Origin of the sequence: Lacticaseibacillus daqingensis (assembly GCF_003946115.1) — a bacterium.
In the GTDB taxonomy this organism is placed as follows: Bacteria; Bacillota; Bacilli; order Lactobacillales; family Lactobacillaceae; genus Lacticaseibacillus; species Lacticaseibacillus daqingensis.
This window is the reverse complement of record NZ_RHOH01000010.1, coordinates 30,859-56,370: the sequence shown is the minus strand read 5'-3', so window position 1 is coordinate 56,370 and position 25,512 is coordinate 30,859. Positions and strand designations below refer to the sequence as shown.

The window sequence follows — 25,512 nt, the reverse complement described above, 5'->3', positions numbered from 1 at the left end:
AAGGAGGCAACAGCATGCCACGTAAAGGCAATGTTTCAAAGCGCGATGTTTTACCTGATCCAGTTTACAACTCCAAGCTGGTGACTCGCTTGATCAACCACCTGATGATCGACGGGAAGCTCGGCAAGGCCCAAACCATTCTCTATGATGCGTTTGACATCATCAAGAAGGAAACCGGCAACGAACCTTTGGATGTTTTCGAACAGGCCATGAAGAACGTTATGCCAGTCCTGGAAGTCAAGGCTCGTCGTATCGGTGGGTCCAACTACCAGGTGCCAATCGAAGTTCGCCCAGACCGGCGCACGACGCTTGGCCTTCGCTGGATCGTTCAATATTCTCGTGCCCGCGGTGAACACACCATGGATGACCGGCTTGCCCGCGAAATCATGGACGCCGCAAACAACACCGGTGCCGCAGTCAAGAAGCGTGAAGACACGCACAAGATGGCTGACGCTAACCGCGCGTTCGCACACTATCGTTGGTAAGAGTTTTGGCTATTATATCCGCACGCTGGCATATAGTAGCCAATTCTTTTATCCGCTAACCGAAAAAATTGAGAGGAGCAATACATTCACATGGCCAACAAGCGTGAATTTCCGTTAGACCGGACCCGTAACATCGGGATCATGGCCCACATCGATGCTGGTAAGACCACGACGACTGAACGGATTCTTTACTACACCGGTAAGATCCACAAGATCGGTGAAACCCATGAAGGGGCTTCACAGATGGACTGGATGGAGCAGGAACAAGAACGTGGGATCACCATCACCAGTGCGGCGACCACCGCGTTCTGGAAGGACCACCGGATCAACATCATCGACACCCCAGGACACGTGGACTTCACCATCGAAGTTGAACGTTCCCTCCGTGTCCTTGATGGTGCCGTGACCGTTCTTGATGCCCAGGCCGGCGTTGAACCGCAGACCGAAAACGTTTGGCGTCAGGCGACGACGTACTCCGTGCCACGGCTGGTGTTCGTCAACAAGATGGACAAGATCGGGGCGGACTTCAAGTACTCCGTTCAGACCCTGCACGACCGTCTGGGCGCCAACGCCCACGCCGTTCAGCTGCCGATCGGCGCTGAAGACAACTTCGAAGGGGTCATCGACCTGCTCGAAATGAAGGCCGACCTTTACGACGAAGACGAATTGGGTTCCGAATGGGATGTTGTTGAGATCCCTGACGAATACAAGGAAGAAGCCGAAGAAGCGCACGCTGCTTTGGTTGAAGCCGTTGCCGACGTTGATGATGGCATCATGGACAAGTACCTCGAAGGCGAAGAGATCTCCGTCGACGAGCTGAAGGCTGCCATCCGTAAGGCGACCCTGGCCCTTGAATTCTTCCCTGTTTTTGCGGGTTCCGCCTTCAAGAACAAAGGGGTTCAGATGATGCTTGACGGTGTCGTGGACTACCTGCCATCCCCACTGGACGTTAAGCCATACAACGCCACCGATCCTGAGACCGGTGAATCCGTTGAGCTGACCGCCGGCGATGACAAAGACTTCGCGGCTTTAGCCTTCAAGATCGCCACCGACCCATTCGTGGGCCGTCTGACCTTCATCCGTGTTTACACGGGCACGCTGCAGGCGGGCTCTTACGTGCTGAACGCAACCAAGGACACCCGCGAACGTGTTGGGCGTCTGTTGCAGATGCACAGTAACACCCGTCAGGAAATCCCAGAAGTCTTCTCCGGTGATATCGCGGCTGCGATCGGCCTGAAGAACACGACGACCGGGGACTCCTTGACCAGCGTGGATCACCCGCTGATCCTCGAATCGCTCGAAGTGCCAGAACCGGTTATCCAGGTTTCCATCGAGCCAAACTCGAAGGAAGACCGCGATAAGCTGGACGTTGCGCTTCAGAAGCTCTCCGAAGAAGATCCGACGTTCCGTGCTGAAACCAACCCAGAAACCGGCGAAACGCTGATCGCTGGGATGGGCGAACTGCACTTGGACATCATGGTTGACCGGATGAAGCGTGAGTTCAAGGTTGAAGCTAAGGTCGGCGAACCTCAAGTGGCTTACCGTGAAACCTTCACCAAGACCGCAAGCGCACAAGGTAAGTTTGTTCGCCAGTCTGGTGGTAAAGGGCAATACGGTGATGTTTGGGTTGAATTCACCCCGAACGAAGAAGGCGCTGGCTTCGAATTCGAAGATGCCATTGTCGGTGGGGTGGTTCCGCGTGAATACATCCCAGCCGTTGAAGCTGGTTTGAAAGACGCAATGGCTAACGGTGTCCTTGCCGGTTACCCACTGATCGACGTCAAGGCCAAGCTTTATGATGGGTCTTACCACGAAGTCGATTCTAACGAAACGGCGTTCAAGGTTGCGGCATCGATGTCCTTGAAAGCGGCAGCTGCCAAAGCGGGTGCGGTGATCCTTGAACCGATCATGCACGTTGAAGTGGTTGCGCCTGAAGACTACCTCGGCGACATCATGGGCCAAGTGACCGCGCGTCGTGGTCGCGTTGAAGCCATGGAAGCCCGCGGGAACGCCCAAGTGGTGAACGCGATGGTGCCACTGGCCGAAATGTTCGGTTACGCGACTACCTTGCGTTCCGCGACCCAGGGCCGTGGGACCTTCACGATGACCTTCGACCACTACGAAGCAACCCCGAAGTCCATCCAAGAAGAAATCATCAAGAAAAACGGCGGCAAGTAAGCCGATTTGCTTGGTCAATAAAAGCCTTCCGCGGCCGCGGAAGGCTTTTTTGGTGCGAATTGGGCGATGACTGGCGGCGGTCAAGGGGCGAGTGGCTTCAGGTAAAAGTGATCCATACTGGTGTGCGGACCGGCGTGAAGCGGCCCCGGGAGCCGGGTGTAGCCGGCGTGTGCGTAAAGCTGAATGGCCACGGCCAGCGCGGTGTGGGTCTCCAGGTACAGCTGTTGCCAACCGGCCGCTGCGGCGGCGGTTTCGACTCGCGTGAGAAGCTGGTGCCCGTAGTGATGACCGCGCGCCGCGGGCAGTAGGTAGAGCTTCTGTAACTCCGCGATCCCAGCCGCGCGATCGTACTCGGCAAAGCCGCAGCCGCCGATGACGGTGCCCCGGTGCGTAGCGATGTAGTAGTCGCGGTCGGCCGCCGCCTGATAGTAGCGGCTCAGGTGGTCAAGTTCGGGATCAAAATAGGCGGTGCCGGGCCGGTCGAGGCCAGCGTCGGCCAGACAGGCACGGATGATGGCGGCGATGGCGGCATCATCGGCCGCCGTGATCAGATGAAGGTGCATGGGCGTCAGGGCTTTCGGTTAAATTTGGGTTGCGCCCAGAATAGCACAGAGTTGGCTCAAAACATAGCCGACCAGGCGTCAAGGTGCGGTGGGCTGAAGCTGAACGCACAATGGCGGTTCCGCGCGATGAGGCTGCCATCGCGTGGAACCGCCATTATGGGTAAGGGCGACTGAACTGAGGACGCTTCTGAGATCGCCGCGTCAGACAATGGTCGCGTTGAGCACGGTTTTGAAGTGATCTAGCGCCCATTCCTGACCGCCTGGCTTGAACGTGGCCACGGCGTCTTGGTGGATCGTCAGCGGATAGTTCAGGTTGTACGCATCCACCGCCGTGTGCAGGACGCAGATGTCCGTGCAGACGCCAACGAGGTGCAAGTCATCCACGCCGCGCTCGCGCAGCCACAGGTCCAGTGGGGTGCCGGCAAAACTTGAGTAGCGCGTCTTGTCAAACAGTGTCACGTTGGCCTCATCGGCGTGGGCGGTGTACCAGTCGGCCAGCTCGCCGTAAAGGGCCCGGCCCCAGCTGCCGCGCACGTTATGCGGCGGGAACAGCTTGGTCTCAGGGTGGAACGGGTCGCCTGGGGTGTGCACGTCAGTTGGCAGGAACACGAAGTCACCGGCCGCGTAAAACTGCGCCGCCAGCTGGGTGATGCGCGCGCTGATGGCCTGTGCCGGCGCGCCGGCCGTCAGGGCACCGGTTGGGGCCACGAAGTCATTGGTGTAATCGATGATCAGTAAGGCTTTTGTCATAAAAGCACCTCCTAGGGGTACTCTAACCAGTTTAGGATAACGTGTCAAGACACTTGCGGCGTGGTATGAAAACGCCCGGTCGGGTGGTCGTGAAAGGTCACACAAAAGCCGGTGGCGCGGCTTTTAACTGGGGGAGAAAGTTTTGAAAATTAATCGCAAAAGCTTGCCTTTTCCCCCGTGATTTTATATACTATCAAGAGTGCTGTGTAATCCGAGTGGGTTACTATGCACTTCTGGCTCGTGTTGGGCCACGGTAGCGTGGATGTGAGAGGTTGCGACACGCCCGGCCGCTTTGCCACGGCGGCGTGGCGGAAATTTTCACGGAGCTAGTCTACTAATGATAATAGACGAAGGAGGTCACACAATGGCAAAACAAAAGATTCGGATCCGGTTGAAGGCTTACGAACACCGCATCCTAGATCAATCCGCAGACAAGATCGTTGAGACGGCTAAGCGCACAGGTGCTGCTATCTCTGGTCCGATCCCTCTGCCAACGGAACGCACACTTTACACGGTGCTTCGTTCCCCGCATAAGTACAAGGATTCTCGGGAACAGTTCGAAATGCGGACGCACAAGCGTCTCATCGACATCGTTAACCCGACGCCAAAGACTGTTGACGCGCTGATGAAGCTCGATCTGCCAAGCGGCGTTGACATTGAAATCAAATTATAATTCATAGTATTGGAGGTGTACCCATGACACGTAAAGGAATCTTAGGTAAGAAAATTGGCATGACGCAAGTCTTCACCGACAACGGCGAACTTGTTCCCGTTACCGTGATCGACGTAACGCCTAACGTTGTCCTGCAAGTTAAGACTGTTGAATCTGACGGTTACGAAGCAGTTCAGCTGGGCTTCGGCGACAAGCGCGAAGTACTTAGCAACAAGCCAAGCGTCGGTCACGCCAAGAAGGCGGACACGACCCCTAAGCGCTTCATTAAGGAAATCCGTGATGTAGCGCTTAGCGAATACGAAGTCGGCAAAGAAATCAACGCTGAAGAATTTGCCGCTGGCGACATCGTGGATGTCACCGGTACTTCCAAAGGCCACGGTTACCAAGGTAACATCAAGAAGGATGGCCAATCCCGCGGTCCTATGGCCCACGGTTCGCGTTACCACCGTCGCCCAGGTTCTCTTGGCGCCATCATCAACAAGGTGTTCAAGGGCAAGAAGCTGCCTGGTCGGATGGGTAACAACACCCGGACCATGCAAAACCTGACCGTTATCTCGACTGACCTGGAACACAACGTCATCCTTATCAAGGGTAACGTTCCAGGGGCCAACAAGTCGTTCGTGACGATCCGCTCCGCTGTTAAAGCAGCAAACAAGTAATTCAGAAGGGAGGACATTAACTAATGGCAAACGTTACTTTATACAAGCAAGATGGTTCAGAAAACGGCTCCGTTGAACTCAACGACGCGATCTGGGCGATCGAACCAAACGAAAATGTGATCTTTGACGCAGTTCTGATGCAACGCGCTTCCCTTCGTCAAGGTACATCTAAGGTCAAGAACCGCCACGAAGTTTCCGGCGGTGGCCGCAAGCCATGGCGCCAGAAGGGGACTGGCCGCGCACGTCAGGGTTCCATCCGGAGCCCACAATGGCGTGGCGGTGGGATCGTCTTCGGGCCACACCCACGTTCCTACGCATACCGCATCAACAAGAAGGCTTACCGCCTGGCAATCAAGTCTGTTCTGTCCCAAAAGGTCACGGACGCTGAACTGGTTGTCGTTGACGGCCTGAGCTTCGACGCACCAAAGACCAAGGACTTCGCAGCTGCGCTTTCCGCCTTGAAGGTAAACGAAAAAGCGCTGGTCGTTCTTGAAGCCGGTAATGACAACGCAGCCCTGGCTGCGCGCAACTTACCGAACGTCAAGGTCATCCCAGCAGACGGTGTTAACGTATTGGATGTTGTGAACTACAGCAAGCTGATCGTGACCCAATCTGCGCTCCAAAAGATTGAGGAGGTGCTTGCATAATGGAAGCACGCGACATCATTTTACGCCCGATCGTGACCGAGCAATCCATGGCAGCGATGGACGACAAGAAGTACACCTTCGAAGTTGCCCTCCACGTGGAAAAGACCGCTGTTCGCCGCGCCGTTGAAGAAATCTTCGACGTCAAAGTGGCCAGCGTCAACATTGCCAACGTTCGCGGCAAAAAGAAGCGCCAAGGTAACTTCGTGGGTTACACCCGCAAGCGTCGTAAGGCGATCGTTACCTTGACTGCCGATTCCAAAGACATCAAGATCTTCGAAGACTAGTTTCAATAATAAGTATAGGAGGGAACAAGCGTGGGGATTATTAAGTACAAACCAACCACCAACGGTCGGCGTAACATGTCTGGCTCCGATTTCGCAGAAATCACCAAGACGCGTCCTGAAAAGACGTTGCTTGAAAGCCAGAGCCACACCGCAGGCCGTAACGCGCATGGCCACATCACGGTCCGTCACCGTGGCGGCGGCCACAAGCAATTCTACCGGACGATCGACTTCAAGCGTCAAAAAGACGGCGTCGTCGCAACGGTTAAGGCAATCGAATACGATCCAAACCGGACCGCAAACATCGCATTGCTTCACTATGAAGACGGGGTCAAGACCTACATTCTGGCACCTAAGGGCCTGAACGTGGGCGACAAGATCGTCTCCGGCGAAGCGGTCGACATCAAAGTCGGCAACGCAATGCCACTGAAGAACATCCCTGATGGGACGACCATCCACAACATCGAGCTCAAGCCTGGCAAGGGCGGCCAAATCGCCCGTTCCGCTGGTGCCTCCGCTCAGCTTCTGGGTAAGAACGATGACGGCAAGTACGTCACGGTTCGTCTCGCATCCGGCGAAGTGCGCATGATCCTGGCGGTCAACCGTGCGACCATCGGCGCTGTCGGCAACGAACAGCACGAACTGATCAGCATCGGTAAGGCCGGCCGCAAGCGCTGGTTGGGCTTCCGTCCGACCGTTCGTGGGTCTGTCATGAACCCTAACGATCACCCGCATGGTGGTGGTGAAGGTAAGGCACCTATCGGCCGTCCATCTCCACTTTCTCCATGGGGCAAGAAGACCCTCGGCAAGAAGACCCGGAGCCACAAGGCCAAGTCCGAGAAGTTCATCGTTCGTCACCGGAAGAACAAGTAATCCATTCATTGAATTACATCGAATAAAGGAGGTCACACCATGGGTCGCAGTCTTAAAAAAGGACCTTTCGCCGACGCTCATCTGATGAAGAAGATCGAAGCGCAGGCAGATAGCGATAAGAAGACGGTCATCAAGACCTGGTCTCGTCGCTCAACCATTTTCCCTAGTTTCATCGGCTACACCATCGCCGTTTACGATGGTCGCAAGCACGTCCCAGTTTATGTTTCCGAAGACATGGTAGGGCACAAGCTGGGCGAATTCGTCCCAACTCGCACCTTCCGTGGTCACATCAAGGACGACAAGAAGACCAAAGGACGCTAGAAAGGAGCACATGATTCATGGCTGAACAAATTACGTCTGCAACCGCAACGGCCAAGACAGTTCGGATTGCTGCTCGCAAAGCGCGTTTGGTAATCGACCTGATCCGTGACCGCGATGTTGCTGAAGCATTGGCAATCTTGGACTTCACGCCACGCGCGGGTTCTCCAATTATCGCTAAAGTTCTGAAGTCTGCCATTGCAAACGCAGAACATAACTTTGACTTAGATGCCCAAAACCTTTACGTCAAGGAAGCCTACGTTAACGAAGGCCCAACCTTGAAGCGGTTCCGTCCGCGCGCCAAGGGTTCTGCATCACCGATCAACAAGCGCACCAGCCACATCACCGTGGTTGTTGCCGAAAAAGAAGCATAAGGAGGGATAACGCGTGGGTCAGAAAATCAATCCAAAAGGTTTCCGTGTCGGTGTCATTCGTGACTGGGAATCCAAGTGGTACGCAGACAAAGACTTTGCGAACTACCTTCACGAAGATATCAAAATCCGGAAATTCATCAACGAAAAGCTGGCAGAAGCGTCCGTTTCCGTTATCGAAATCGAACGTGCTGCTAACCGTGTGAACATTTCCATCCACACCGCCAAGCCAGGGATGGTCATTGGTAAGGGTGGCGCCCAAGTTGAAGCGCTCCGCAAAGAGCTCAACGACCTGACGGGCCGCAAGGTTCACATCAACATCGTCGAGATCAAGAAGCCTGATCTTGATGCAAAGCTCGTCGGCGAAAACATCGCAGCTCAGCTCGAACAGCGTGTTGCGTTCCGCCGTGCGATGAAGCAAGCAATGCAACGCACCATGCGTGCCGGTGCTAAGGGGATCAAGACCCAAGCCGCTGGCCGTTTGAACGGTGCCGACATTGCGCGTCGTGAGCACTATACCGAAGGGACCGTTCCTTTGCACACCCTGCGTGCCGATATCGACTACGCATGGGAAGAAGCAACGACCACCTACGGTCAGATCGGGATCAAGACTTGGATCAACCGGGGCGAAATTCTCCCGGACAAGCCAAACCGTCCCCAAGCGAAAGGAGGGAAATAATCGATGTTAGTACCTAAGCGTGTTAAGCACCGCCGCGAATTCCGTGGCAAGATGCGTGGTGCCGCTAAGGGTGGCAAGGAAGTTAACTTCGGTGAATACGGTCTGCAGGCGTTGGAATCTCACTGGATCTCTAACCGTCAGATCGAAGCTGCCCGTATTGCGATGACCCGTTACATGAAGCGTGGCGGGAAAGTCTGGATTCGCATTTTCCCTCAAAAGTCTTACACATCTAAGGGCGTTGGGGTCCGGATGGGTAATGGTAAGGGTGCGCCATCCGGCTCGGTCGCTGTTGTTAAGCGCGAAAAGATCATGTTCGAAATTGCCGGCGTCTCTGAAGAAGTTGCGAAAGAAGCCCTTCGCCTGGCATCGAACAAACTCCCTGTTCGCACAAAGATCGTGAAACGCGAGGAAGTAGGTGGCGAATCTAATGAAGGCTAAAGAAATCACTGCATTGACCACTGCTGAGATGCTCGACAAAGAAAAGCAATACAAGGAAGAGCTCTTCAACCTGCGCTTCCAACAAGCTACTGGCCAGTTGGAAAACACCGCTCGCTTGAAGCAAGTTCGGAAGAATATTGCGCGGATCAAGACGGTCCTTCGGCAGCAAGAACTCAACAAATAATCGGAAAGGAGACAATCACCTTGGAAGAACGTAATTCTCGTAAAGTTTATCAAGGCCGCGTCGTTTCAGACAAAATGGACAAGACCATTACCGTCGAAGTCAACACTTACAAGACCCACCCGGTATATGGCAAGCGCGTTAAGTACTCCAAGAAGTACTACGCACACGATGAGGAAAACACCGCACAGACCGGCGATCTTGTCCGCATCATGGAAACTCGTCCGATGTCTCGCAACAAGCGTTTCCGTTTATTGAACGTTGTCGAAAAGGCAGTTCGTATCTAAATCGATATCGTGACGAAAGGAGGACCCATCCGTGATTCAACAAGAAAGTCGTCTTAAAGTGGCGGACAACTCTGGCGCCCGCGAATTACTGGTGATTAAAGTGCTTGGCGGTTCCTACCGCAAGACTGGTAACATCGGTGACATCGTCGTGGCAACTGTAAAACAAGCTACACCAGGTGGCGTTGTCAAGAAGGCTGATGTTGTGAAGGCCGTTATCGTTCGTACCAAGTCTGGTGCGCATCGTGCAGACGGTTCCTACATCAAGTTCGATGAGAACGCGGCTGTCATCATCAACGCCGACAAGAGCCCAAAGGGGACTCGTATCTTTGGACCAGTCGCACGTGAACTGCGTGACGGCGATTTCATGAAGATCGTTTCCTTAGCGCCCGAAGTTCTGTAATCTGACCTATAGGAGGTGCGAAACATGAAAATCAAAACTGGTGATAAAGTGCGTGTCATGCGCGGTAAAGACGCCGGCAAAGAAGGCACAGTGACCAAGGTTCTGCTTAGCGCAGACAAGGTTATCGTCGAAGGCGTCAACATGATCAAGAAGCACCAAAAGCCAAGCAACGCCAACCCACAGGGCGGCATTGTCGATCAAGAAGCAGCCATTCACGTTTCCAACGTGATGCTGCTCGATCCTGAATCCAACAAGCCTAGCCGTATCGGCTCTGAAATCAAAGACGGCAAAAAAGTGCGGATCGCCAAGAAGTCTGGTTCCGCGCTCGAAAAATAATCAGAAAGGAGGACTAATCTCGCATGACTAACCGTTTACAAGAACGTTACACCAAAGAAATTGCACCGGCGATGGTAGAGAAGTTCAGCTACAAGAGCACGATGCAGACCCCAAAGGTCGAAAAGATCGTTTTGAACATGGGTGTCGGTGACGCAACGCAAAACGCCAAGAACCTTGACGAAGCCGTTGAAGAACTGAAGCAGATCTCCGGTCAGCAACCGCTCATCACCAAGGCTAAGAAGTCCATCGCGAACTTCCGCCTGCGTGAAGGCATGCCAATCGGGGCCAAGGTCACCCTTCGTGGCGAACGCATGTATGACTTTTTGGACAAGTTGATCAACGTGTCCTTGCCACGTGTGCGTGACTTCCACGGGATCTCCGCCAAGTCCTTCGACGGGCGTGGGAACTACACCCTGGGTGTCAAGGAACAACTGATCTTCCCTGAAGTGGATTACGATAAGGTAAACCGCGTTCGTGGGTTGGACGTTGTTATCGTTACAACTGCTAACACTGATGAAGAAGCACTCGAATTGCTGACGCAAATCGGGATGCCATTCGCTAAATAAAGGGGGTCCACTACTTGGCTAAGAAGTCAATGATCGTGAAGAACAACCGGCCTGCAAAGTTCGCAGTGCAAGAATACACACGCTGCCAACGTTGTGGTCGTCCGCACTCTGTTTACCGCAAGTTCAAACTCTGCCGGATTTGCCTTCGTGAATTAGCACATGCCGGTCAAATTCCAGGCATGCGCAAAGCTAGCTGGTAAACCACTACTCAGTCAAAGGAGGTTAAATCAATGGTCTTGACCGATCCAATCGCAGATTACTTGACCCGGATCCGTAACGCCAACATGGTTCGTCACGAATCCCTGGTCGTACCTGCATCAAAGATGAAAATCAGCATTTCCGAGATCTTAAAGTCTGAAGGCTTCATCCGTGACTTTGAAGTCATCGAAGACGACAAGCAGGGCATGATCCGTCTCTTCCTCAAGTATGGGAAGAACAACGAACGGGTCATCTCCGGTTTGAAGCGTATCTCTAAGCCAGGCTTGCGTTCTTACGTGAAGTCTAACGACGTGCCAAAGGTACTCAACGGCTTAGGCATCGCGATCCTTTCCACTCCAGAAGGCGTGATCACCGACAAAGAAGCCCGCGCGAAGAACGTTGGCGGCGAAGTGCTCGCTTACATCTGGTAATCAAACACATCTAAAAGGAGGTGCCCACAAGTGAGTCGTATTGGTAATAAAGCTATCACCGTGCCTGCTGGCGTTACGATCAAGCAGGATGGCGAAAACATCACCGTTAAAGGGCCAAAGGGCGAATTGACCCGTCACTTTGCCCCTGAAATCGAAATGCACCAGGACGGCGCTGAAATTACTTTCACGCGCCCAGACGATTCTTGGAAGGCCATGCACGGGACTATGCGTGCTAACCTGAACAACATGATCGTTGGTGTGACCGAAGGCTTCGTCAAGAAGCTGAAGCTGGTCGGGGTCGGCTACCGTGCCCAGAAGCAAGGGGCAAAGCTGGTCCTGTCCGTCGGCTACTCTCACCCAGTTGAGATGGCTGCACCGGCCGGCGTTGAATTCGACGTGCCAAGCAACACCGAGATCAACGTTTCCGGGATTTCCAAGCAGGTTGTTGGTCAATTTGCTGCTGAGATCCGTGCCGTTCGCGCCCCAGAACCTTACAAAGGCAAGGGTATTCGCTACGTTGATGAATACGTTCGGCGTAAGGAAGGTAAGACTGGTAAGTAGTCGTTAGACAATTCCTAAACAAGAAAACAAGAGGTGAACATTGTGATTTCTAAGCCAGATAAAAACAAAACTCGGCAACGGCGTCACGCGCGTGTCCGGGGTAAGATTTCTGGTACGAGCGAGCGCCCACGCTTGAACATTTTCCGTTCTAACAAAAACATCTACGCGCAATTAATTGATGACGTAGCGGGTGTGACGCTAGCAAGTGCCTCCACTCTTGATAAAGAAATTGCTGCTTCCGACAGCAAAACCGCAGCCGCTGCTGCCGTTGGTGCCTTGGTTGCCCAACGTGCCGTTGCTGCGGGTCACAAAGTTGTGGTCTTTGACCGTGGTGGTTACCTCTATCATGGTCGCGTGCAAGCTTTGGCTGAAGCTGCGCGTGAAAACGGCCTCGAATTCTAATCAAAGGAGGATAACCAACACATGGCATCATACATTGATCCAAACCAACTTGACTTAGAAGACCGCGTCGTTGCGATCAACCGGGTCACCAAAGTTGTCAAGGGTGGTCGCCGGCTGCGTTTTGCAACCATCGCGATCGTCGGCGACAAGCACGGTCACGTCGGCTTCGGGACCGGTAAGGCGCAGGAAGTGCCTGAAGCGATCCGCAAAGCGGTCGAAGACGCCAAGAAGAACCTGATCGAAGTGCCGATCGTTGGGACCACGATCCCTCACGAAGTAATTGGTCACTTCGGCGCCGGTGAAGTTCTGCTGAAGCCTGCCGTTGAAGGGTCCGGGGTTGCCGCTGGTGGTGCAGTTCGTGCCGTCATGGAACTCGCCGGTATCGCAGACGTTACCAGTAAGTCCCTCGGTCGTAACACGCCGATCAACATGATCCGCGCAACGATCGCCGGCCTTGAACAGCTCAAGACCGTCCAAGAAGTTGCTGAACTTCGCGGCGTGTCCGTTTCCCACTTACAAGACTAGGAGGGCACAAAAATGGCTCAATTAAAGATCACGTTGACCCGCAGTGCTGCTCACCGGTTGCCTAAGCAACGTACGATTGTGAAGGAACTCGGTCTTGGTCGGGTGAACAGCTCTGTTGTGAAGCCTGACAACGCAGCCACTCGTGGTGCGATTTTCCAAATTTCCCACTTGGTTTCCGTTGAAGAAATCAAGGACTAAAAAACTAACCAGAAACGGAGGTGTCCTAGAGTATGAAGTTGCATGAATTAAAGCCAAGCGAAGGTTCCCGTCACCATGGCAAGCGTCTGGGCCGCGGTACTTCCAGCGGTCAAGGTAAGACTGCCGGTAAGGGTCAAAAAGGCCAACTGGCACGTCAGGGCGGCAAGACCCGTCTCGGGTTCGAAGGTGGCCAGATGCCACTGTTCCGGCGTATGCCAAAGCGCGGTTTCAAGAACATCAACCGCAAAGTCTACGCAATCATCAACCTGCAGGACCTCAACAAGTTCGATGATGGTACGGCCATCACCCCAGCACTGCTCGTCGAAAGCGGCCTGATCAAGGACGAAAAAGACGGCATCAAGTTGCTGGCGAACGGTCAACTCGACAAGAAGCTGACGATCAAGGTCAGCAAGGCATCTGAAGCAGCGGTTAACGCTGTCAACGCTGCAGGCGGTTCGATTGAGGTGATCTAATGCTGAAAACCCTCATAAACGCGCTGAAGGTGAAGGAGATCCGCAACAAGATCCTCTTCACGTTAGGCGTTTTACTGGTTTATCGGTTAGGTGCTCAAATCTCGGTTCCAGGGGTTGACGCGTCCGCGTTGACCAAAATCAGTGAGACTGGCTTGATTCCACTGCTCGACACCGTCAGTGGTGGTGGATTAGCGAACTATTCGATTTTCTCCATGGGGGTTTCACCATACATCACGGCTCAGATCGTTGTTCAGCTGCTACAGATGGACATCGTGCCCAAATTTGTTGAATGGAGCAAGCAAGGGGAAGTCGGTCGGCGTAAGCTGAATCAAGTCACGCGCTACCTGACCATCGTGCTTGGGTTCTTCCAGGCCGTTGGGATCACCGCTGGCTTCCAGACGCTGTCCGTCTACGGATTGGTCAAGAACCCAACGATCCAGACCTATGTTGTCATCGGGATCATCCTCACGGGTGGGACGATGCTTCTGACCTGGATGGGTGAGCAGATCACGGATAAGGGGATCGGTAACGGCGTGTCGATGATCATCTTCGCAGGGATCATCGCCCGCCTGCCAAGCGGCCTCCAGTCGCTGTTCACCGATAACTGGACCAACAACGATCCAAGCGACCGCTGGAAGGGCGTGCTCTTCCTGGTGGCACTCGCTTTGATCTTGATCCTCGTGATCACGTTCGTCACCTGGGTTCAACAGGCGAACCGGAAAATTCCGATTCAGTACACTCGGCGCGTGACGGCGGCCGGCAGCAATAGCTACCTGCCACTGAAAGTCAACGTCGCAGGGGTGATTCCTGTGATCTTCGCCAGTTCCTTCATCGTGACCCCGCAGACCATCTTGATGGCGTTTGCGGCCAAGCACAGTGACGCGGGCTGGTACCAAGTCATGACGAACATCTTCAACATGCAAAAGCCGGCCGGGACCGCGATCTACACGCTCCTGATCGTGCTCTTCACCTTCTTTTACGCATTCGTTCAAGTCAACCCGGAAAAGGTGGCCGAAAACCTCACCAAGCAGGGGAGTTACATCCCAGGCGTTTGGCCAGGTAAGGAAACCGAAAAGTACCTGTCTGGGTTGCTGATGCGCTTGTCCACCGTTGGGGCGCTTTTCCTCGGCTTCGTGGCGCTGCTGCCGCAGCTGGCCGCGAACATCTGGGGCCTGCCACAATCCATCGGGCTGGGCGGCACAAGCCTGCTGATCGTCGTGATGACGGCCATCGAGCTGGTGCGGCAGTTGAACGGGTTGCTGATGAAGCGGGAGTACATCGGCTTTATCCGTGATGATCTCGTCAAAGACTAACAATATTGAGGAGGATGCAACGTGAATCTCATCTTAATGGGACTTCCCGGCGCAGGTAAGGGGACACAGGCCGAACGGATCGAGGCCGAGTATCCAATTGCCCACATCAGTACGGGGGATATGTTCCGCGCTGCCATGGCAGCTGGGACGGAGCTTGGGAACAAGGCCAAGTCCTACATGGACGCCGGCTCGCTGGTACCAGACGAAGTGACGAACGGGATCGTGAAGGACCGCCTGGCGGAACCCGACACGGACGCCGGCTACATGCTGGACGGCTTCCCGCGGACGATTGCCCAAGCCGAAGCGCTTGAAGCCATCACCGCCGACCTGAACAAGCCGATCGACGCGGTGATCAACATCGACGTTGAACCGAGTGTTCTGGTTGAACGGCTGTCCGGTCGCTACATCTGCAAGACCTGTGGGGCGACCTACCACAAGCTCTACAACCCGACCAAGGTTGAAGGCACGTGCGACCGCTGCGGCGGCCACGAATTCTTCCAACGCGAAGATGACAAGCCTGAGACTGTGAAGAACCGCCTCAAAGTAAACATCGAAATGAACACCCCACTGCTTGACTTCTACAAGCAACGCAATTTGCTGTTCAACGTCAACGGGGACCAAGACATCGACTTGGTATTTGCAGAAATCAAAAAGATCCTGGCCACTGTTGCAAAGTAGATACCTTGCCTTTGCCACACTCCTGACGGTTTTCAAAGTCATTGAATTATGGTACAATATCGCGGTATGTGCGGTGAGTGCCAGTGGCCTCACCCTTTTCGCGCGTTAGAACCAGACATTTAGGAGGAATAACTTCGTGGCAAAAGACGATGTAATTGAAATTCAAGGCACCGTGGTCGATACTTTACCGAACGCGATGTTTAAAGTCGAGCTTGAAAACGGGGCGACGATCCTGGCCCACGTTTCCGGCAAGATCCGGATGCACTACATCCGCATCCTGCCCGGTGACCGGGTGACCGTGGAACTGTCACCATACGACCTGACAAAGGGCCGTATCACCTACCGTTTCAAGTAGTTTGCCAGAGTGCGAGCTGGGGCGGGTGACCCGGTCGGCTAGCGGTCGACGCGCCAACCAGACGGTTTTCGTCTGGTGCCGCGCGTTGACGCTAGACGCGCGGGTCAGCCCCAGTGAGCACGTTTAAGAGGAGGCTATCAAATCATGAAAGTACGTCCATCTGTTAAAAAGATGTGCGAGCACTGCAAAGTGATCCGCCGTAAAGGCCGCGTCATGATCATTTGCCCTGCTAACCCGAAGCACAAGCAACGCCAAGGCTAATACCCAATACACAAATAGGAGGTGTCCATCGTATGGCTCGTATCGCTGGTGTCGACTTACCCCGTGGTAAGCAAATCGTTATTGCCCTGACCTACATTTTTGGGATCGGCAAGACCACCGCTCAGAAGATTCTGAAAGAAGCAGGCGTTCCTGAAAACGTCCGCCAAGAAGACCTGACTCCAGAGCAGGAAGACAAGATCCGTGCAGCCGTTGACAACGTTAAAGTTGAAGGCGACCTGCGCCGTGAAGTTAGCTTGAACATCAAGCGGCTCCAGGAAATTGGCTCCTACCGTGGGATCCGCCACCGTCGTGGTCTGCCTGTTCGCGGTCAAAACACCAAGAACAACGCCCGGACCCGCAAAGGTAAGAAAGTTACCATTGCCGGTAAGAAGAAATAATTAAGAAGGAGGTAAATTTCGATGGCAGCACGCAAAACAACTCGTAAGCGTCGTGTAAAGAAGAACATTGAGTCCGGTGTGGCTCACATCCACTCAACGTTCAACAACACGATCGTCATGATCACCGACCCTCGCGGTAACGCGATTGCTTGGTCTTCCGCTGGTAGCTTGGGCTTCAAGGGCTCCCGTAAGTCCACGCCTTTCGCCGCCCAAATGGCAGCTGAAGCAGCCGCAAAGGAATCCATGGAACATGGGATGAAGTCTGTTGAAGTGACCGTTAAGGGCCCTGGTTCTGGTCGTGAAGCTGCGATTCGTTCCCTCCAAGCAACTGGGCTTGAAGTGACCGCGATTCGCGACGTTACACCTGTTCCGCACAACGGTTCCCGTCCTCCAAAGCGTCGTCGTGTGTAATTGTCACCGTCGACTTGTGTCGGAGGGACAAGGTTCACTTCTCGTTTTGAAAGGGGTACAGACTAGATGATCGAATTTGAAAAGCCGAACATCACCAAAGTTGACGAAAGCACCAACTACGGCAAGTTTGTGGTCGAACCGCTTGAACGCGGCTACGGCACCACGTTAGGTAACTCGCTGCGTCGCATCCTGTTATCCTCTTTGCCTGGTGCTGCGGTTTCCAACATCCAGATCGATGGCGTTCTCCATGAGTTCTCCACGATCGATGGGGTCTTGGAAGACGTCACCCAGATCATCCTGAACATCAAGAAGCTTGCTTTGAAGATGAACACGGATGAGGATAAAACCGTCGAAATCGACGTGGCCGGTCCTGCGACCGTGACCGCTGCCGACATCGTGACCGACAGTGATGTGGAAGTGCTCAACCCTGAACAGTACATCTGTACCGTTGCAGAAGGTGGCCGGTTCCATGTCCGCATGACGGTCCGCACTGGCCGTGGTTACGTGCCAGCTGACCAAAACAAGAGCGACGACATGCCGATTGGGGTATTGCCTGTCGACTCGATTTTCACCCCAATCAGTCGGGTCAACTACCAAGTTGAAAGTGCTCGCGTTGGTCGACGCAACGACTTTGATAAGTTGACTTTGGATGTTTGGACGAACGGTTCGATCTCACCGCGCGAAGCGATCAGCTTGGCAGCGAAGATTTTGACCGAACATCTCGACATCTTCGTCAACTTGACCGATGAAGCCAAGAACGCTGAGATTATGGTTGAGAAGGAAGAGACACACAAAGAGAAGATGCTTGAGATGACCATCGAAGAGCTCGACTTGAGTGTTCGCTCCTACAACTGCTTGAAGCGCGCTGGTATCAACACGGTTCAAGAGCTGACCAACAAAACAGAAGCCGATATGATGAAGGTACGCAACTTAGGCCGCAAATCACTTGAAGAAGTGAAGAACAAGTTGTCCGACTTGGGTCTGGGTCTGCGTAAAGAAGATTAATCTCGAAAAGGAGGCCAATCCATGAGTTACCGGAAATTAGGGCGCACGAGCTCTCAACGTAAAGCATTGCTTCGCGATCTGACGACTGATCTGATCATCAACGAACGGATCACCACCACCGAAGCACGCGCCAAGGAAATCCGCTCCACAACGGAAAAGATGATCACCTTGGGTAAGCGCGGCGACTTGCACGCACGCCGTCAGGCCGCAGCATTCCTGCGCAACGAAATTGCGAGTGTTAAGGAAGAGGGCGACAACGTTGTCGTTCAGTCCGCACTGCAAAAGTTGTTCTCTGATGTTGCGCCACGCTACGCAGAACGCAACGGGGGTTACACCCGCATCATGAAGACCGCGGCACGTCGCGGCGACGCAGCGCAGATGGTCATCATCGAACTCGTTTAATTCGTTAGACGGTTCACCATTTTCAAAACCGAGCTGACCCTTGCGGCCAGTTCACTTTGATCATTTGATCGATGGAGCGTTATGATGTTGGCTACCTTTTGGTATGGGCAACCGCCCCAGGCCTCGGCCTGCCGAGTCTAGCTTGCGAGCACCGGGCGACCGGTGTCTCCATCTCAAATGATTTTTTACATATTGGGCCCCCGCATCTGCGGAGGCCCGTTTTGGTTCCTGGCGCTTCGTCAAGTGACGTTGAGTGTCCGCTACTCCAGCCCCCCGTTTGTGAGTGGCCTATGCTTTGATCCAAAGCGTCGAGCACGAGCAAGCCAGGTTTGCGCTGCGGTGCTTAGCAAAACGTGGAAAGCGGTCAGCGAGGGGACAGGGCCGGCGCCTGAACCGTCTCGTTAAAAGGGTTTAGAACAATTAACACCAGTCTAGCCACGCTATCCGGCACGCGATCGTCACCCAAACAGGCGCCAACGCCAACGACCCGACTTGGGCAGTGGCATTGGCGCCTGTTTGTTTTTGATGCGGCTCGGGGTCCCGTCAGCGAATGGCGGCGATCATTTCCTTGGCGTAGGCCCCAATCACCGGAGCGGCCTGGGTGCCATGGGTTGCCGCGAGGGCCACGATCGCGGAGCCGACGATGATGCCATCCGCGAAGCGGGCCAGGGTCTGGGCTTGTTCCGGCGTGTGGATGCCAAAGCCCAGGGCGGCAGGGACGGTGGTGTATTGACGAATCTGGGCGAAGAGGGTGGCCAGCCGCTGATCGAAGTTATCGCGTGCGCCGGTGATGCCTTCCGTGCTGACCACGTAGATGAACCCTTCTGCGGCCTTGGCGAGGGCCGGCAGACGGTCCTGCGAGTTCAGGGTGATCAGGGTAATGAGATCAAGCCCGTATTTGCGCGTGAACGGGCGAATTTCGCCTTGCGCCTCGTACGGCAGGTCGGGAATGACGAGGCCGGCCACGCCCAGCGCCTGACACTGGGCACAAAAGCGGTCGTAGCCGTATTTGAATGGCACGTTGGCATAGGTCAGAAACACCAACGGCGTCTGGACTTTTTCACGAATGGCGGCCACGATGGCAAACACGGTGTCAACAGTGATGCCGCCATTGAAGGCGCGCAGGTCGCCGGCCTGGATCACGGGGCCGTCCGCGACGGGATCTGAGAACGGAATGCCGAGTTCGATGATGTCGGCGCCGGCTTCGGCTAACGCGACCGCGTTAGCCACGGTGCTGGCGGCATCGGGGTCGCCAGCGACAATAAAGGGAATGAATGCTTTGCCTGTTGCAAAGGCGTCAGTTAATTGGCTCATAATGAGGGTCCTTTCTCAATTGGGTGCGTTGCGGCGCGCACTTGTGCCATGAAGGCCGCGGTCAGCTCGGCGTTCTTGCCCGCCGCGGTTTCGATGCCGCTGGACACATCCACCGCGAACGGATGCACGACCTGAATCGCCTGTTGAACGTTGCGTGGGGTCAGTCCGCCGGCCAGGAAGAGCGGCTTAGGGGCGGGCGGGAGTTGGGCCCACGGGAGGGTGCGACCGCTGCCTGCGCCGGCGTCGGCCATCAGGTACGTCACTTGGGTCACCGGCCAAGCGGTGGGGGCGCCTTGCACGACTTGGATGACCGGAATGCGGTGCCGGTGCAAGGCGGCGACCGTGACCGCAGAGGCGTGGCCGTGCAGTTGGATCATCGTCACTGCACCGCTTGCGACCGCGGCCAGCATCGCTTCCAGCGGCGCATTGACGAAGACGCCGACGCTCACGATGGCGGGTGCCAGCGCGGCGCGCAGTTGCTGGGCTTGCGCCAGGGTGACCTGATGGCGCCCGGCGGCGAAGACGAAGCCGGCAAAATCGGGCCGGGCGGCGTTGATGACGGCCACATCGGCCAGGGTCATCAGCCCGCACAGCTTCACCTTAGTCATGCGGTGAACCGCCTTTCAGGGCTTGGATCATGGCGCTTTTGTCGGCGGCGCGCATCAGGGTTTCACCAACAAGCACCGCATCGACGCCGGCTACCTGCAGCCGCGCCGTGTCCGCCGGCGTGCGAATGCCACTTTCGGCGACGAAAACCACTGTGTCGGGCACCGCGGGGCGCAGCGCCAGGCTGCGGGTCAGATCAACGGAGAAGTCGCGCAGGTCGCGGTTGTTCACGCCGATCATCCGGGCACCAGCGGCCAAGGCGCGCTGCAGCTCCGGGTGGTCGTGCACCTCGACCAGGGCCGCCAGCCCCAGCTGGTGCGCTAATGTTAGGAACGCGCGCAGCTGCGTGTCGGTCAGCACGGCCACGATCAGCAGGATCAGGTTGGCGCCGGCCAGCCGCGCCTCATAAAGCATGTACGGATCGATCGTGAAGTCCTTGCGCAGCAGGGGCAAGGGGACCCGCTGGCGCACGGCGGTGAGATCAGCGAGCTGGCCGTGGAAGTAGTCGGGCTCGGTCAGCACCGAGATGGCGTCCGCGCCGCCGCGGGCGTAGGCTTCGGCGATGGCGCCGGGGTCAAAGGTGGTGGCAATGGCGCCCTTGGACGGCGAGGCGGCCTTGACCTCGGCGATCAATTTGAGTTGCGGGCCTTTCAGGGCGGTGTAAACGGGCACAGCACTTTGCGGCGACAGGGCCGCCACGCGGGCCTGCAGGGTGGCCAGCGGAACCTGCTGCTGGTGGCGGTTGAGGCGTCGGCGGGTGGCTGCGACCAGGTCATCGAGGATCACGCGGACACCGCCTTTTGGCTCTGGGCGATCACCGCGTCGAGCGTTGCGGTCGCTGCGCCGCTGGCAACGGTTTGCCGCGCGAGTTGCAGGGCGTCGGGCAGGCTGAGTGCGCGATGCCTGGTGTGCAGTGCGCAGGCCGCGTTGAGGAGCACGGTGTCCAGCTGCGGGCCCGGCGCGCCGGCCAAAACCGCGCGTGTGATGCGGGCATTGGCGGCCGGCGTGCCCCCGACCAGGTCGGCAGGGTGCGCCAGCGGTAGGCCGAAGTCGGCCGGCGTCACGTGGGTGCGCGTGAACTGGCCATCGCGCACCACCACGATGTCGGTGGGAGCGACGGTGGTAACTTCGTCCCGGCCGTCTTCACCGTGCACCACCATGGCATCGGTCACGCCAAGCGTGGCGAGGACGTGCGCCATGGGGGCGAGCAGTTGCGCGTCGTAAACGCCGAGCAGCTGTGCGGTGGCGTGGGCCGGGTTGGCCAGCGGGCCGAGGAGGTTAAAAATCGTGCGGATCCCCAGCTCTTGACGCACGGGGCCCACGAAGCGCATCGCCTGATGGTAGGCCTGGGCAAACAGGAAGCAGAAGTTTGTGGCCTGTAGCATCGCGGCGCTGGTCTGCGGGTCGACCGTGATGTTCACGCCAAGCGCCTCGCGGACATCGGCGGCCCCACTTTTGGACGAGGCGGCGCGGTTGCCGTGCTTGGCTACGGGGGTGCCCGCGGCGGCGACGATGAGGCTGGCGGTGGTGGAGACGTTGAATGTGTTGGCGTGGTCGCCACCGGTGCCCACGATCTCAAGCACGCGCGCCTCGGCGGTAAACGGGCGGGCATGGGCGCGCATGGCGCTGGCGGCGCCGGCGATCTCGGGCACGGTCTCGCCTTTCATCGCCAGCCCCGTGAGCAGGGCCGCGATCTGGGTGTTGCTGGTGGTGCCGTCCATGATTTCGTTGATAACGGCTTGGGCCTCTTCAAAGGTGAGGTCGGTGTGGGTCGCAATTTTGATAATGGCGTCTTTGATCATCAGATGACCTTCTTTCCTAGTCTTCGCTGAGCTGAATGCCGCGGTACTTGGCGATCGCGGCCACGTCCTTGTCGCCGCGCCCGGACAGTGTGCAGATGATGATCTGCGACTTGGGTAGGGTCGGGGCGAGCTTTTGTACCGCCGCGACCGCGTGACAACTTTCGATTGCGGCGATGATGCCTTCTTGCTTGGCGATGTATTCGAACGCGGCCACCGCCTCGTCGTCGGTGATCGGCACGTACTGCGCGCGGCCGCTGTCCATCAAGGCGGCGTGCTCGGGGCCGATGCCGGGGTAATCGAGGCCGGCAGAGATGGAGTACACCGCGTCGATCTGGCCGTCCGCATTTTGCAGGAAGCGCGACTTCATGCCGTGGAAAATGCCGGTAGAGCCGAGCGCCATGGTGGCGGCGGTTTGGCTGGTGGTCACGCCCTTGCCGGCGGCCTCGCAACCGATCAGGTGCACGGTGGGGTCCTCGAGGTAAGCGGCAAAGCTGCCGATGGCGTTGCTGCCGCCGCCGACGCAGGCGATCACGTAGTCGGGCAGCTGGCCGGCCACGGTTTGGAGCTGCGCCTTAGACTCGGTGCTGATGACGCTTTGAAAATCGTGCACCATGACCGGAAACGGGTGTGGTCCCACCGCCGAGCCCATCACGTAAAACGTGTCGTGGCTGCGCGCGGCGTAATCCTGCAACGCGGCATTGACCGCGTCCTTGAGCACCATCGAGCCGGTGGTGACGGCGTGCACCTTGGCCCCCAGCAGTTCCATGCGGTAGACGTTGAGGCGCTGGCGTTCGGTGTCCAGGCGCCCCATGAAGATCTCGCAGGCCATGCCGAACAGGGCGGCGATCGTGGCGGTGGCCACGCCGTGCTGGCCGGCGCCGGTTTCGGCGATCAGCCGCGTTTTGCCCATGCGCTTGGCGAGTAGCGCCTGGCCGATCACATTGTTGATCTTGTGGGCGCCGGTGTGGTTGAGGTCCTCGCGCTTGAGGTAGATCTGCGCGCCGCCGAGGTCAGCGGTCATGTTTTTCGCGTAGTAAAGCAGCGACGGACGCCCAGCGTATTCTTCAAGCAAGGTGTGAAACTCACGGCGAAAGGCGGGGTCGTCTTTGTAGTGGGCATAGGCCGCAGCGACGCGCTGGATCTCCGGCATCAGCAGTTCCGGGAGGTATTGACCGCCGTAGTCCAGGTAGCGGCCGGGAGTGGTTTCGTTGGTGATTGTCATAGTGAGCTCCTTATCAGTTGAGATGAAGCAGTTTGAGCACGATCCCCAAGAGCGGGCCGTACACGCAGTAGTCGGTTTCGCTCAAGATGCGCATGATGGGGGCGAAGCTGCCCACCATCGGCAGTAGGAACGCCTGCCCGAAGATGAGCAAAAACCCGTTGGCGCCGGCGCCGAGTAGTGCACCGCGCCGGCCCCCGTGGGCGTCTCCGAAGATGGCGGTGGCGGCCCCGGTGAAAAAGGTCGGGATCAGCGCCGGAAACACGATGATCGGGTAATGGGCGGGCGCCAGGATCAGCATCCCGATGATGCCGGTGGTCAGGCTGGTCAAAAAGCCGACGATGACGCTGGTGGGGTACTGTGGGAACAGCAGGGGGATGTCCAGCCCCGGCTTGGCGTTGGGGATAAGCCGCTGGGCGATGCCGTGAAAGGCGGGGATGATCTCGGCCAGCATCAGGCGCACGCCGGCCAGGATCACGGTGATCCACATCCCGAACTCAACGCCCTTGGTGATGGCGAAAATTACGATGTCTTTGCCACCGGTGAGGTGGGTCATCGTGAACCGCGGCCCGGCGATAAGCCCCAGCGCCAAGAACAGCAGCATCATCACCAGGGTCAAAGCCACGGTCATGTCCCGCAGGAAGTTGAGCTGGCGCGGCAGCTTCAGGTCTTCCAAGTCGTGCGTCTTGTCCCCGAACAGACGGCCGAGCAACGCCGCCACCAGCAGCCCGGACGAGCTCGAGTGCGCCAGCGTGAAACCTGTTGCGCCGCGCACCGGGCGAATGAGTACGTTGACATACGCGCAGGTGAACGTCATGTACGCGCCCAGCAGGAGGCTGCCGATGACTAGGCGCACCGGCGTGTTCAAATCGGTGCCGAACTTGAGCAGAGCGGCCAGTAGCCCCGAGAAGAAGAAGGCCACATGCGGGGAGAGGTACACGAACTTGAACCGCGTGAAGCGGGCGAGCAGCAGGTTGACGGCAAACCCGGCGGCAAAGATGATCGCCATGTCAGCGCCCACTGCGGTGAGACTGCTGGCCTGGGTGGCCCCGATATCCGTGCTGGCCGGTGGGGTCATCTTGAAAATGTGCGCGATCAGCTGCTGCAACGGTAGCAGCGCCGTGCCGAGGGTTTGGCCGCCGACGTTGATCATGGTGAAGCCGATCACGGCCTTCAGCGCGCTCGGGAGAATTTGGCTACCGGGCTTGTGCTCCGCCAGCATACCGACGACGACCACCAGTCCGAGAATGAAAATGGGCTGGCTGAGGACATTGGTGATGAAGTACAGGAGTCCCGTCATCTTCAGGCCTCCTTGGCTACGGCCGCCAGCAGCTTCTCGCGCAGGCCGGCCTGATCCATGAGGTTATCGTGAATGATGACCTGCGCGGTGGTTGCTGGCAGCAGGTCCGCGAACAGCGAGGTGGTGAGGACCACATCGTAGCCATTCGGCGTGGCGCTACCGATGTCCGCGTTGTCGACTACCGCGGGGATGCCCGCCGCAGTCAGAATTTGTTCGGCAAACATTTTTTCCATGAGGCTGGTGCCGACGCCTGCCCCACAAACGGTTAGAATGCGCATATCGTTCCCTTCCTGTCGGCTCACGGCCGATCGGTGACCTGGAGTGCCTGAAATAAGTCCGCTGAGGTGGTGCAGTCAAGGAGTTGGCGCACCCGCCATCGGTCCCCGAGCGTGGCCACCACGGCTTGTAGCATCGCCAGATGGTCCCCGGCCCCGGTGGCAGACAGGCCGATCACCAGCCGGACGGGGCCGTTGGCGCGGTTGCCGAAGTCGACGGGGTGGGCCAAGGTCAAGACGCTGAGGCCGTTGGCAAGAGCGCCCGCTTCCGGACGGGCGTGGGGCAGCGCGATGCCGGGCGCGATCACGAAGTAGGCACCGTTGAGCGCAAAGCTGGCGCGCATCGCCTCGGTGTAGGCGGCGCTGGCGTAGCCGCCGCGCTCCAGCAAGCGGCCGGTCTGCGTGATCACCGCTTGCGGCGTGGTGAAGGTGGCCTGAGCCATCACGGCATTGAACGTTGTGTATGGGGTTAACATAAGAGCCTCCTAATCGCAAAAAATCCGTCCTTGGTCTAAGTCACAATTGACTTAGACCAAGGACGGATTTCCCGCGGTGCCACCTTGATTCGACCCGCATCTTTCGGCCTCAAACACAAAGCCCGCCGGATCAATTGATCCGGCGGGCTCTTTGCGCAGAGGACCCCAAATAAGGGTCACGCTTAGCGAAGAGCCAACACTCTTCCGGCAACTGACGTATGCCT

Annotated in this window: 41 protein-coding genes; 31 read left to right on the top strand and 10 right to left on the bottom strand. The window is 56.8% G+C overall.

Annotation, left to right across the window (positions count from 1 at the left end; all coding sequences use genetic code 11):
• Nucleotides 1–14: 14 nt before the first annotated feature.
• On the top strand, nt 15–485 hold the full coding sequence (gene rpsG / locus EKM88_RS10815) for a 30S ribosomal protein S7 (RefSeq protein WP_125706084.1): 471 nt from the start codon (nt 15–17) through the stop codon (nt 483–485).
• 90 nt (nt 486–575) lie between these two features.
• Nucleotides 576–2,663 carry an elongation factor G gene (fusA, locus tag EKM88_RS10810; protein ID WP_125706082.1) on the top strand — a complete coding sequence of 696 codons (2,088 nt, stop codon included), beginning with the start codon at nt 576–578 and terminating at the stop codon, nt 2,661–2,663.
• Between the two features lie 80 nt (nt 2,664–2,743).
• Here the strand turns inward: fusA and EKM88_RS10805 are convergent, their stop codons facing one another.
• Both EKM88_RS10805 and EKM88_RS10800 read right to left on the bottom strand, forming a co-directional pair.
• Complete coding sequence (locus EKM88_RS10805; protein ID WP_125706080.1) at nt 2,744–3,226, bottom strand: GNAT family N-acetyltransferase; 483 nt, start codon at nt 3,224–3,226, stop codon at nt 2,744–2,746.
• A 201-nt stretch (nt 3,227–3,427) separates the two neighbouring features.
• Entirely contained in the window at nt 3,428–3,976 is a 549-nt protein-coding gene (locus tag EKM88_RS10800; protein WP_125706078.1) for a cysteine hydrolase family protein, read from the bottom strand.
• Between the two features lie 364 nt (nt 3,977–4,340).
• Between EKM88_RS10800 and rpsJ the strand changes: the two genes are divergently transcribed.
• The 29 genes from rpsJ (at nt 4,341) to rplQ (ending at nt 18,296) form a co-directional block, all read left to right on the top strand.
• A complete protein-coding gene (rpsJ, locus tag EKM88_RS10795) occupies nt 4,341–4,649 on the top strand; it encodes a 30S ribosomal protein S10 (protein ID WP_125706076.1) in 309 nt (102 codons plus the stop codon).
• Between the two features lie 23 nt (nt 4,650–4,672).
• Nucleotides 4,673–5,308, top strand: coding sequence for a 50S ribosomal protein L3 (rplC, locus tag EKM88_RS10790; RefSeq protein WP_125706074.1), 636 nt, complete (start codon nt 4,673–4,675; stop codon nt 5,306–5,308).
• A 23-nt stretch (nt 5,309–5,331) separates the two neighbouring features.
• Complete coding sequence (gene rplD / locus EKM88_RS10785) at nt 5,332–5,955, top strand: 50S ribosomal protein L4 (RefSeq protein ID WP_125706072.1); 624 nt, start codon at nt 5,332–5,334, stop codon at nt 5,953–5,955.
• The gene (gene rplW / locus EKM88_RS10780) at nt 5,955–6,239 is read left to right on the top strand and encodes a 50S ribosomal protein L23 (RefSeq protein ID WP_125706070.1); all 285 of its coding nucleotides are present in this window, start codon (nt 5,955–5,957) and stop codon (nt 6,237–6,239) included. Before rplD ends, rplW begins: the two co-directional genes overlap by 1 nt.
• A 30-nt stretch (nt 6,240–6,269) precedes the next feature.
• The gene (gene rplB, locus EKM88_RS10775) at nt 6,270–7,109 is read left to right on the top strand and encodes a 50S ribosomal protein L2 (protein WP_125706068.1); all 840 of its coding nucleotides are present in this window, start codon (nt 6,270–6,272) and stop codon (nt 7,107–7,109) included.
• 39 nt (nt 7,110–7,148) lie between these two features.
• Complete coding sequence (gene rpsS / locus EKM88_RS10770; RefSeq protein WP_125706066.1) at nt 7,149–7,430, top strand: 30S ribosomal protein S19; 282 nt, start codon at nt 7,149–7,151, stop codon at nt 7,428–7,430.
• A 17-nt stretch (nt 7,431–7,447) separates the two neighbouring features.
• A complete protein-coding gene (gene rplV / locus EKM88_RS10765; RefSeq protein WP_125706064.1) occupies nt 7,448–7,801 on the top strand; it encodes a 50S ribosomal protein L22 in 354 nt (117 codons plus the stop codon).
• Nucleotides 7,802–7,814: 13 nt separating this feature from the next.
• A complete protein-coding gene (gene rpsC, locus EKM88_RS10760; RefSeq protein ID WP_125706062.1) occupies nt 7,815–8,477 on the top strand; it encodes a 30S ribosomal protein S3 in 663 nt (220 codons plus the stop codon).
• 3 nt (nt 8,478–8,480) lie between these two features.
• Nucleotides 8,481–8,915, top strand: a complete 435-nt coding sequence (rplP, locus tag EKM88_RS10755) for a 50S ribosomal protein L16 (RefSeq protein WP_125706060.1) — start codon at nt 8,481–8,483, stop codon at nt 8,913–8,915.
• Nucleotides 8,905–9,099 carry a 50S ribosomal protein L29 gene (gene rpmC / locus EKM88_RS10750; protein WP_005686721.1) on the top strand — a complete coding sequence of 65 codons (195 nt, stop codon included), beginning with the start codon at nt 8,905–8,907 and terminating at the stop codon, nt 9,097–9,099. The genes rplP and rpmC overlap by 11 nt, the downstream gene beginning before the upstream one ends.
• Nucleotides 9,100–9,119: 20 nt before the next feature.
• Nucleotides 9,120–9,383, top strand: a complete 264-nt coding sequence (gene rpsQ / locus EKM88_RS10745; RefSeq protein ID WP_125706058.1) for a 30S ribosomal protein S17 — start codon at nt 9,120–9,122, stop codon at nt 9,381–9,383.
• A 31-nt stretch (nt 9,384–9,414) separates the two neighbouring features.
• A complete protein-coding gene (gene rplN / locus EKM88_RS10740; protein ID WP_125706056.1) occupies nt 9,415–9,783 on the top strand; it encodes a 50S ribosomal protein L14 in 369 nt (122 codons plus the stop codon).
• 24 nt (nt 9,784–9,807) lie between these two features.
• Entirely contained in the window at nt 9,808–10,119 is a 312-nt protein-coding gene (gene rplX / locus EKM88_RS10735; RefSeq protein ID WP_125706054.1) for a 50S ribosomal protein L24, read from the top strand.
• A 23-nt stretch (nt 10,120–10,142) separates the two neighbouring features.
• Complete coding sequence (gene rplE, locus EKM88_RS10730) at nt 10,143–10,685, top strand: 50S ribosomal protein L5 (protein ID WP_125706052.1); 543 nt, start codon at nt 10,143–10,145, stop codon at nt 10,683–10,685.
• Between the two features lie 14 nt (nt 10,686–10,699).
• Entirely contained in the window at nt 10,700–10,885 is a 186-nt protein-coding gene (locus EKM88_RS10725; protein ID WP_054717680.1) for a type Z 30S ribosomal protein S14, read from the top strand.
• 30 nt (nt 10,886–10,915) lie between these two features.
• Nucleotides 10,916–11,314: a 30S ribosomal protein S8 gene (gene rpsH, locus EKM88_RS10720; RefSeq protein WP_125706050.1), complete on the top strand. Its 399-nt coding sequence runs from the start codon at nt 10,916–10,918 to the stop codon at nt 11,312–11,314.
• Nucleotides 11,315–11,344: 30 nt separating this feature from the next.
• Nucleotides 11,345–11,875: a 50S ribosomal protein L6 gene (rplF, locus tag EKM88_RS10715; RefSeq protein ID WP_125706048.1), complete on the top strand. Its 531-nt coding sequence runs from the start codon at nt 11,345–11,347 to the stop codon at nt 11,873–11,875.
• Nucleotides 11,876–11,917: 42 nt separating this feature from the next.
• Complete coding sequence (gene rplR / locus EKM88_RS10710) at nt 11,918–12,277, top strand: 50S ribosomal protein L18 (protein ID WP_125706108.1); 360 nt, start codon at nt 11,918–11,920, stop codon at nt 12,275–12,277.
• A gap of 21 nt (nt 12,278–12,298) precedes the next feature.
• Entirely contained in the window at nt 12,299–12,802 is a 504-nt protein-coding gene (rpsE, locus tag EKM88_RS10705; RefSeq protein ID WP_125706046.1) for a 30S ribosomal protein S5, read from the top strand.
• Between the two features lie 12 nt (nt 12,803–12,814).
• Entirely contained in the window at nt 12,815–13,000 is a 186-nt protein-coding gene (rpmD, locus tag EKM88_RS10700; protein WP_125706045.1) for a 50S ribosomal protein L30, read from the top strand.
• Nucleotides 13,001–13,032: 32 nt separating this feature from the next.
• Nucleotides 13,033–13,473, top strand: a complete 441-nt coding sequence (gene rplO / locus EKM88_RS10695; RefSeq protein ID WP_125706043.1) for a 50S ribosomal protein L15 — start codon at nt 13,033–13,035, stop codon at nt 13,471–13,473.
• The gene (gene secY / locus EKM88_RS10690; protein WP_125706041.1) at nt 13,473–14,786 is read left to right on the top strand and encodes a preprotein translocase subunit SecY; all 1,314 of its coding nucleotides are present in this window, start codon (nt 13,473–13,475) and stop codon (nt 14,784–14,786) included. Before rplO ends, secY begins: the two co-directional genes overlap by 1 nt.
• 21 nt (nt 14,787–14,807) lie before the next feature.
• Nucleotides 14,808–15,464 (top strand): adenylate kinase, encoded by a 657-nt coding sequence (locus EKM88_RS10685; protein ID WP_125706039.1) that lies wholly within the window; start codon nt 14,808–14,810, stop codon nt 15,462–15,464.
• A gap of 136 nt (nt 15,465–15,600) precedes the next feature.
• Nucleotides 15,601–15,819 carry a translation initiation factor IF-1 gene (infA, locus tag EKM88_RS10680; RefSeq protein WP_054717703.1) on the top strand — a complete coding sequence of 73 codons (219 nt, stop codon included), beginning with the start codon at nt 15,601–15,603 and terminating at the stop codon, nt 15,817–15,819.
• A 144-nt stretch (nt 15,820–15,963) separates the two neighbouring features.
• On the top strand, nt 15,964–16,080 hold the full coding sequence (gene rpmJ / locus EKM88_RS10675; protein ID WP_125706037.1) for a 50S ribosomal protein L36: 117 nt from the start codon (nt 15,964–15,966) through the stop codon (nt 16,078–16,080).
• A gap of 32 nt (nt 16,081–16,112) precedes the next feature.
• Entirely contained in the window at nt 16,113–16,478 is a 366-nt protein-coding gene (gene rpsM / locus EKM88_RS10670; RefSeq protein WP_125706035.1) for a 30S ribosomal protein S13, read from the top strand.
• A gap of 21 nt (nt 16,479–16,499) precedes the next feature.
• The gene (rpsK, locus tag EKM88_RS10665) at nt 16,500–16,889 is read left to right on the top strand and encodes a 30S ribosomal protein S11 (protein WP_125706033.1); all 390 of its coding nucleotides are present in this window, start codon (nt 16,500–16,502) and stop codon (nt 16,887–16,889) included.
• Between the two features lie 66 nt (nt 16,890–16,955).
• Nucleotides 16,956–17,894: a DNA-directed RNA polymerase subunit alpha gene (locus tag EKM88_RS10660; protein ID WP_125706031.1), complete on the top strand. Its 939-nt coding sequence runs from the start codon at nt 16,956–16,958 to the stop codon at nt 17,892–17,894.
• A 21-nt stretch (nt 17,895–17,915) separates the two neighbouring features.
• The gene (rplQ, locus tag EKM88_RS10655; RefSeq protein ID WP_125706029.1) at nt 17,916–18,296 is read left to right on the top strand and encodes a 50S ribosomal protein L17; all 381 of its coding nucleotides are present in this window, start codon (nt 17,916–17,918) and stop codon (nt 18,294–18,296) included.
• A 543-nt stretch (nt 18,297–18,839) separates the two neighbouring features.
• Here the strand turns inward: rplQ and trpA are convergent.
• Genes trpA through EKM88_RS10615 form a run of 8 tightly spaced genes read right to left on the bottom strand, consistent with a single transcriptional unit; the run spans nt 18,840 to nt 25,288 of the window.
• The gene (trpA, locus tag EKM88_RS10650) at nt 18,840–19,610 is read right to left on the bottom strand and encodes a tryptophan synthase subunit alpha (RefSeq protein ID WP_125706027.1); all 771 of its coding nucleotides are present in this window, start codon (nt 19,608–19,610) and stop codon (nt 18,840–18,842) included.
• Nucleotides 19,607–20,218: a phosphoribosylanthranilate isomerase gene (locus tag EKM88_RS10645; protein ID WP_125706024.1), complete on the bottom strand. Its 612-nt coding sequence runs from the start codon at nt 20,216–20,218 to the stop codon at nt 19,607–19,609. Before EKM88_RS10645 ends, trpA begins: the two co-directional genes overlap by 4 nt.
• Nucleotides 20,211–21,002, bottom strand: coding sequence for an indole-3-glycerol phosphate synthase TrpC (trpC, locus tag EKM88_RS10640; RefSeq protein WP_125706022.1), 792 nt, complete (start codon nt 21,000–21,002; stop codon nt 20,211–20,213). The genes EKM88_RS10645 and trpC overlap by 8 nt, the downstream gene beginning before the upstream one ends.
• On the bottom strand, nt 20,999–22,018 hold the full coding sequence (gene trpD / locus EKM88_RS10635; protein WP_125706020.1) for an anthranilate phosphoribosyltransferase: 1,020 nt from the start codon (nt 22,016–22,018) through the stop codon (nt 20,999–21,001). Before trpD ends, trpC begins: the two co-directional genes overlap by 4 nt.
• 16 nt (nt 22,019–22,034) lie before the next feature.
• Nucleotides 22,035–23,240, bottom strand: coding sequence for a tryptophan synthase subunit beta (gene trpB / locus EKM88_RS10630; RefSeq protein ID WP_125706018.1), 1,206 nt, complete (start codon nt 23,238–23,240; stop codon nt 22,035–22,037).
• A 13-nt stretch (nt 23,241–23,253) separates the two neighbouring features.
• Nucleotides 23,254–24,537, bottom strand: a complete 1,284-nt coding sequence (locus tag EKM88_RS10625) for a PTS ascorbate transporter subunit IIC (protein WP_125706016.1) — start codon at nt 24,535–24,537, stop codon at nt 23,254–23,256.
• Between the two features lie 2 nt (nt 24,538–24,539).
• Nucleotides 24,540–24,815 (bottom strand): PTS sugar transporter subunit IIB, encoded by a 276-nt coding sequence (locus EKM88_RS10620; protein WP_125706014.1) that lies wholly within the window; start codon nt 24,813–24,815, stop codon nt 24,540–24,542.
• 20 nt (nt 24,816–24,835) lie between these two features.
• Nucleotides 24,836–25,288 carry a PTS sugar transporter subunit IIA gene (locus tag EKM88_RS10615; protein ID WP_125706012.1) on the bottom strand — a complete coding sequence of 151 codons (453 nt, stop codon included), beginning with the start codon at nt 25,286–25,288 and terminating at the stop codon, nt 24,836–24,838.
• Nucleotides 25,289–25,512: the final 224 nt, after the last annotated feature.

What these genes read in the sequence shown, in the direction of transcription:
- rpsE (WP_125706046.1), top strand. Translation starts at nt 12,299, where the DNA reads ATGGCATCATACATTGATCCAAACCAACTTGACTTAGAAGACCGCGTC.
- rpsK (WP_125706033.1), top strand. Translation starts at nt 16,500, where the DNA reads ATGGCAGCACGCAAAACAACTCGTAAGCGTCGTGTAAAGAAGAACATT.
- trpB (WP_125706018.1), bottom strand. Translation starts at nt 23,240, where the DNA reads ATGACAATCACCAACGAAACCACTCCCGGCCGCTACCTGGACTACGGC.
- rpmD (WP_125706045.1), top strand. Translation starts at nt 12,815, where the DNA reads ATGGCTCAATTAAAGATCACGTTGACCCGCAGTGCTGCTCACCGGTTG.
- rplC (WP_125706074.1), top strand. Translation starts at nt 4,673, where the DNA reads ATGACACGTAAAGGAATCTTAGGTAAGAAAATTGGCATGACGCAAGTC.
- EKM88_RS10805 (WP_125706080.1), bottom strand. Translation starts at nt 3,226, where the DNA reads ATGCACCTTCATCTGATCACGGCGGCCGATGATGCCGCCATCGCCGCC.
- rpsJ (WP_125706076.1), top strand. Translation starts at nt 4,341, where the DNA reads ATGGCAAAACAAAAGATTCGGATCCGGTTGAAGGCTTACGAACACCGC.
- rplX (WP_125706054.1), top strand. Translation starts at nt 9,808, where the DNA reads ATGAAAATCAAAACTGGTGATAAAGTGCGTGTCATGCGCGGTAAAGAC.
- rplD (WP_125706072.1), top strand. Translation starts at nt 5,332, where the DNA reads ATGGCAAACGTTACTTTATACAAGCAAGATGGTTCAGAAAACGGCTCC.
- EKM88_RS10620 (WP_125706014.1), bottom strand. Translation starts at nt 24,815, where the DNA reads ATGCGCATTCTAACCGTTTGTGGGGCAGGCGTCGGCACCAGCCTCATG.
- rpmJ (WP_125706037.1), top strand. Translation starts at nt 15,964, where the DNA reads ATGAAAGTACGTCCATCTGTTAAAAAGATGTGCGAGCACTGCAAAGTG.
- EKM88_RS10645 (WP_125706024.1), bottom strand. Translation starts at nt 20,218, where the DNA reads ATGACTAAGGTGAAGCTGTGCGGGCTGATGACCCTGGCCGATGTGGCC.
- trpD (WP_125706020.1), bottom strand. Translation starts at nt 22,018, where the DNA reads ATGATCAAAGACGCCATTATCAAAATTGCGACCCACACCGACCTCACC.
- secY (WP_125706041.1), top strand. Translation starts at nt 13,473, where the DNA reads ATGCTGAAAACCCTCATAAACGCGCTGAAGGTGAAGGAGATCCGCAAC.
- rpsG (WP_125706084.1), top strand. Translation starts at nt 15, where the DNA reads ATGCCACGTAAAGGCAATGTTTCAAAGCGCGATGTTTTACCTGATCCA.
- rplW (WP_125706070.1), top strand. Translation starts at nt 5,955, where the DNA reads ATGGAAGCACGCGACATCATTTTACGCCCGATCGTGACCGAGCAATCC.
- rpsS (WP_125706066.1), top strand. Translation starts at nt 7,149, where the DNA reads ATGGGTCGCAGTCTTAAAAAAGGACCTTTCGCCGACGCTCATCTGATG.
- rpsM (WP_125706035.1), top strand. Translation starts at nt 16,113, where the DNA reads ATGGCTCGTATCGCTGGTGTCGACTTACCCCGTGGTAAGCAAATCGTT.
- rplE (WP_125706052.1), top strand. Translation starts at nt 10,143, where the DNA reads ATGACTAACCGTTTACAAGAACGTTACACCAAAGAAATTGCACCGGCG.
- EKM88_RS10660 (WP_125706031.1), top strand. Translation starts at nt 16,956, where the DNA reads ATGATCGAATTTGAAAAGCCGAACATCACCAAAGTTGACGAAAGCACC.
- EKM88_RS10800 (WP_125706078.1), bottom strand. Translation starts at nt 3,976, where the DNA reads ATGACAAAAGCCTTACTGATCATCGATTACACCAATGACTTCGTGGCC.
- rplV (WP_125706064.1), top strand. Translation starts at nt 7,448, where the DNA reads ATGGCTGAACAAATTACGTCTGCAACCGCAACGGCCAAGACAGTTCGG.
- rpmC (WP_005686721.1), top strand. Translation starts at nt 8,905, where the DNA reads ATGAAGGCTAAAGAAATCACTGCATTGACCACTGCTGAGATGCTCGAC.
- EKM88_RS10625 (WP_125706016.1), bottom strand. Translation starts at nt 24,537, where the DNA reads ATGACGGGACTCCTGTACTTCATCACCAATGTCCTCAGCCAGCCCATT.
- rplO (WP_125706043.1), top strand. Translation starts at nt 13,033, where the DNA reads ATGAAGTTGCATGAATTAAAGCCAAGCGAAGGTTCCCGTCACCATGGC.
- rplP (WP_125706060.1), top strand. Translation starts at nt 8,481, where the DNA reads ATGTTAGTACCTAAGCGTGTTAAGCACCGCCGCGAATTCCGTGGCAAG.
- rpsH (WP_125706050.1), top strand. Translation starts at nt 10,916, where the DNA reads ATGGTCTTGACCGATCCAATCGCAGATTACTTGACCCGGATCCGTAAC.
- trpA (WP_125706027.1), bottom strand. Translation starts at nt 19,610, where the DNA reads ATGAGCCAATTAACTGACGCCTTTGCAACAGGCAAAGCATTCATTCCC.
- EKM88_RS10615 (WP_125706012.1), bottom strand. Translation starts at nt 25,288, where the DNA reads ATGTTAACCCCATACACAACGTTCAATGCCGTGATGGCTCAGGCCACC.
- rplQ (WP_125706029.1), top strand. Translation starts at nt 17,916, where the DNA reads ATGAGTTACCGGAAATTAGGGCGCACGAGCTCTCAACGTAAAGCATTG.
- fusA (WP_125706082.1), top strand. Translation starts at nt 576, where the DNA reads ATGGCCAACAAGCGTGAATTTCCGTTAGACCGGACCCGTAACATCGGG.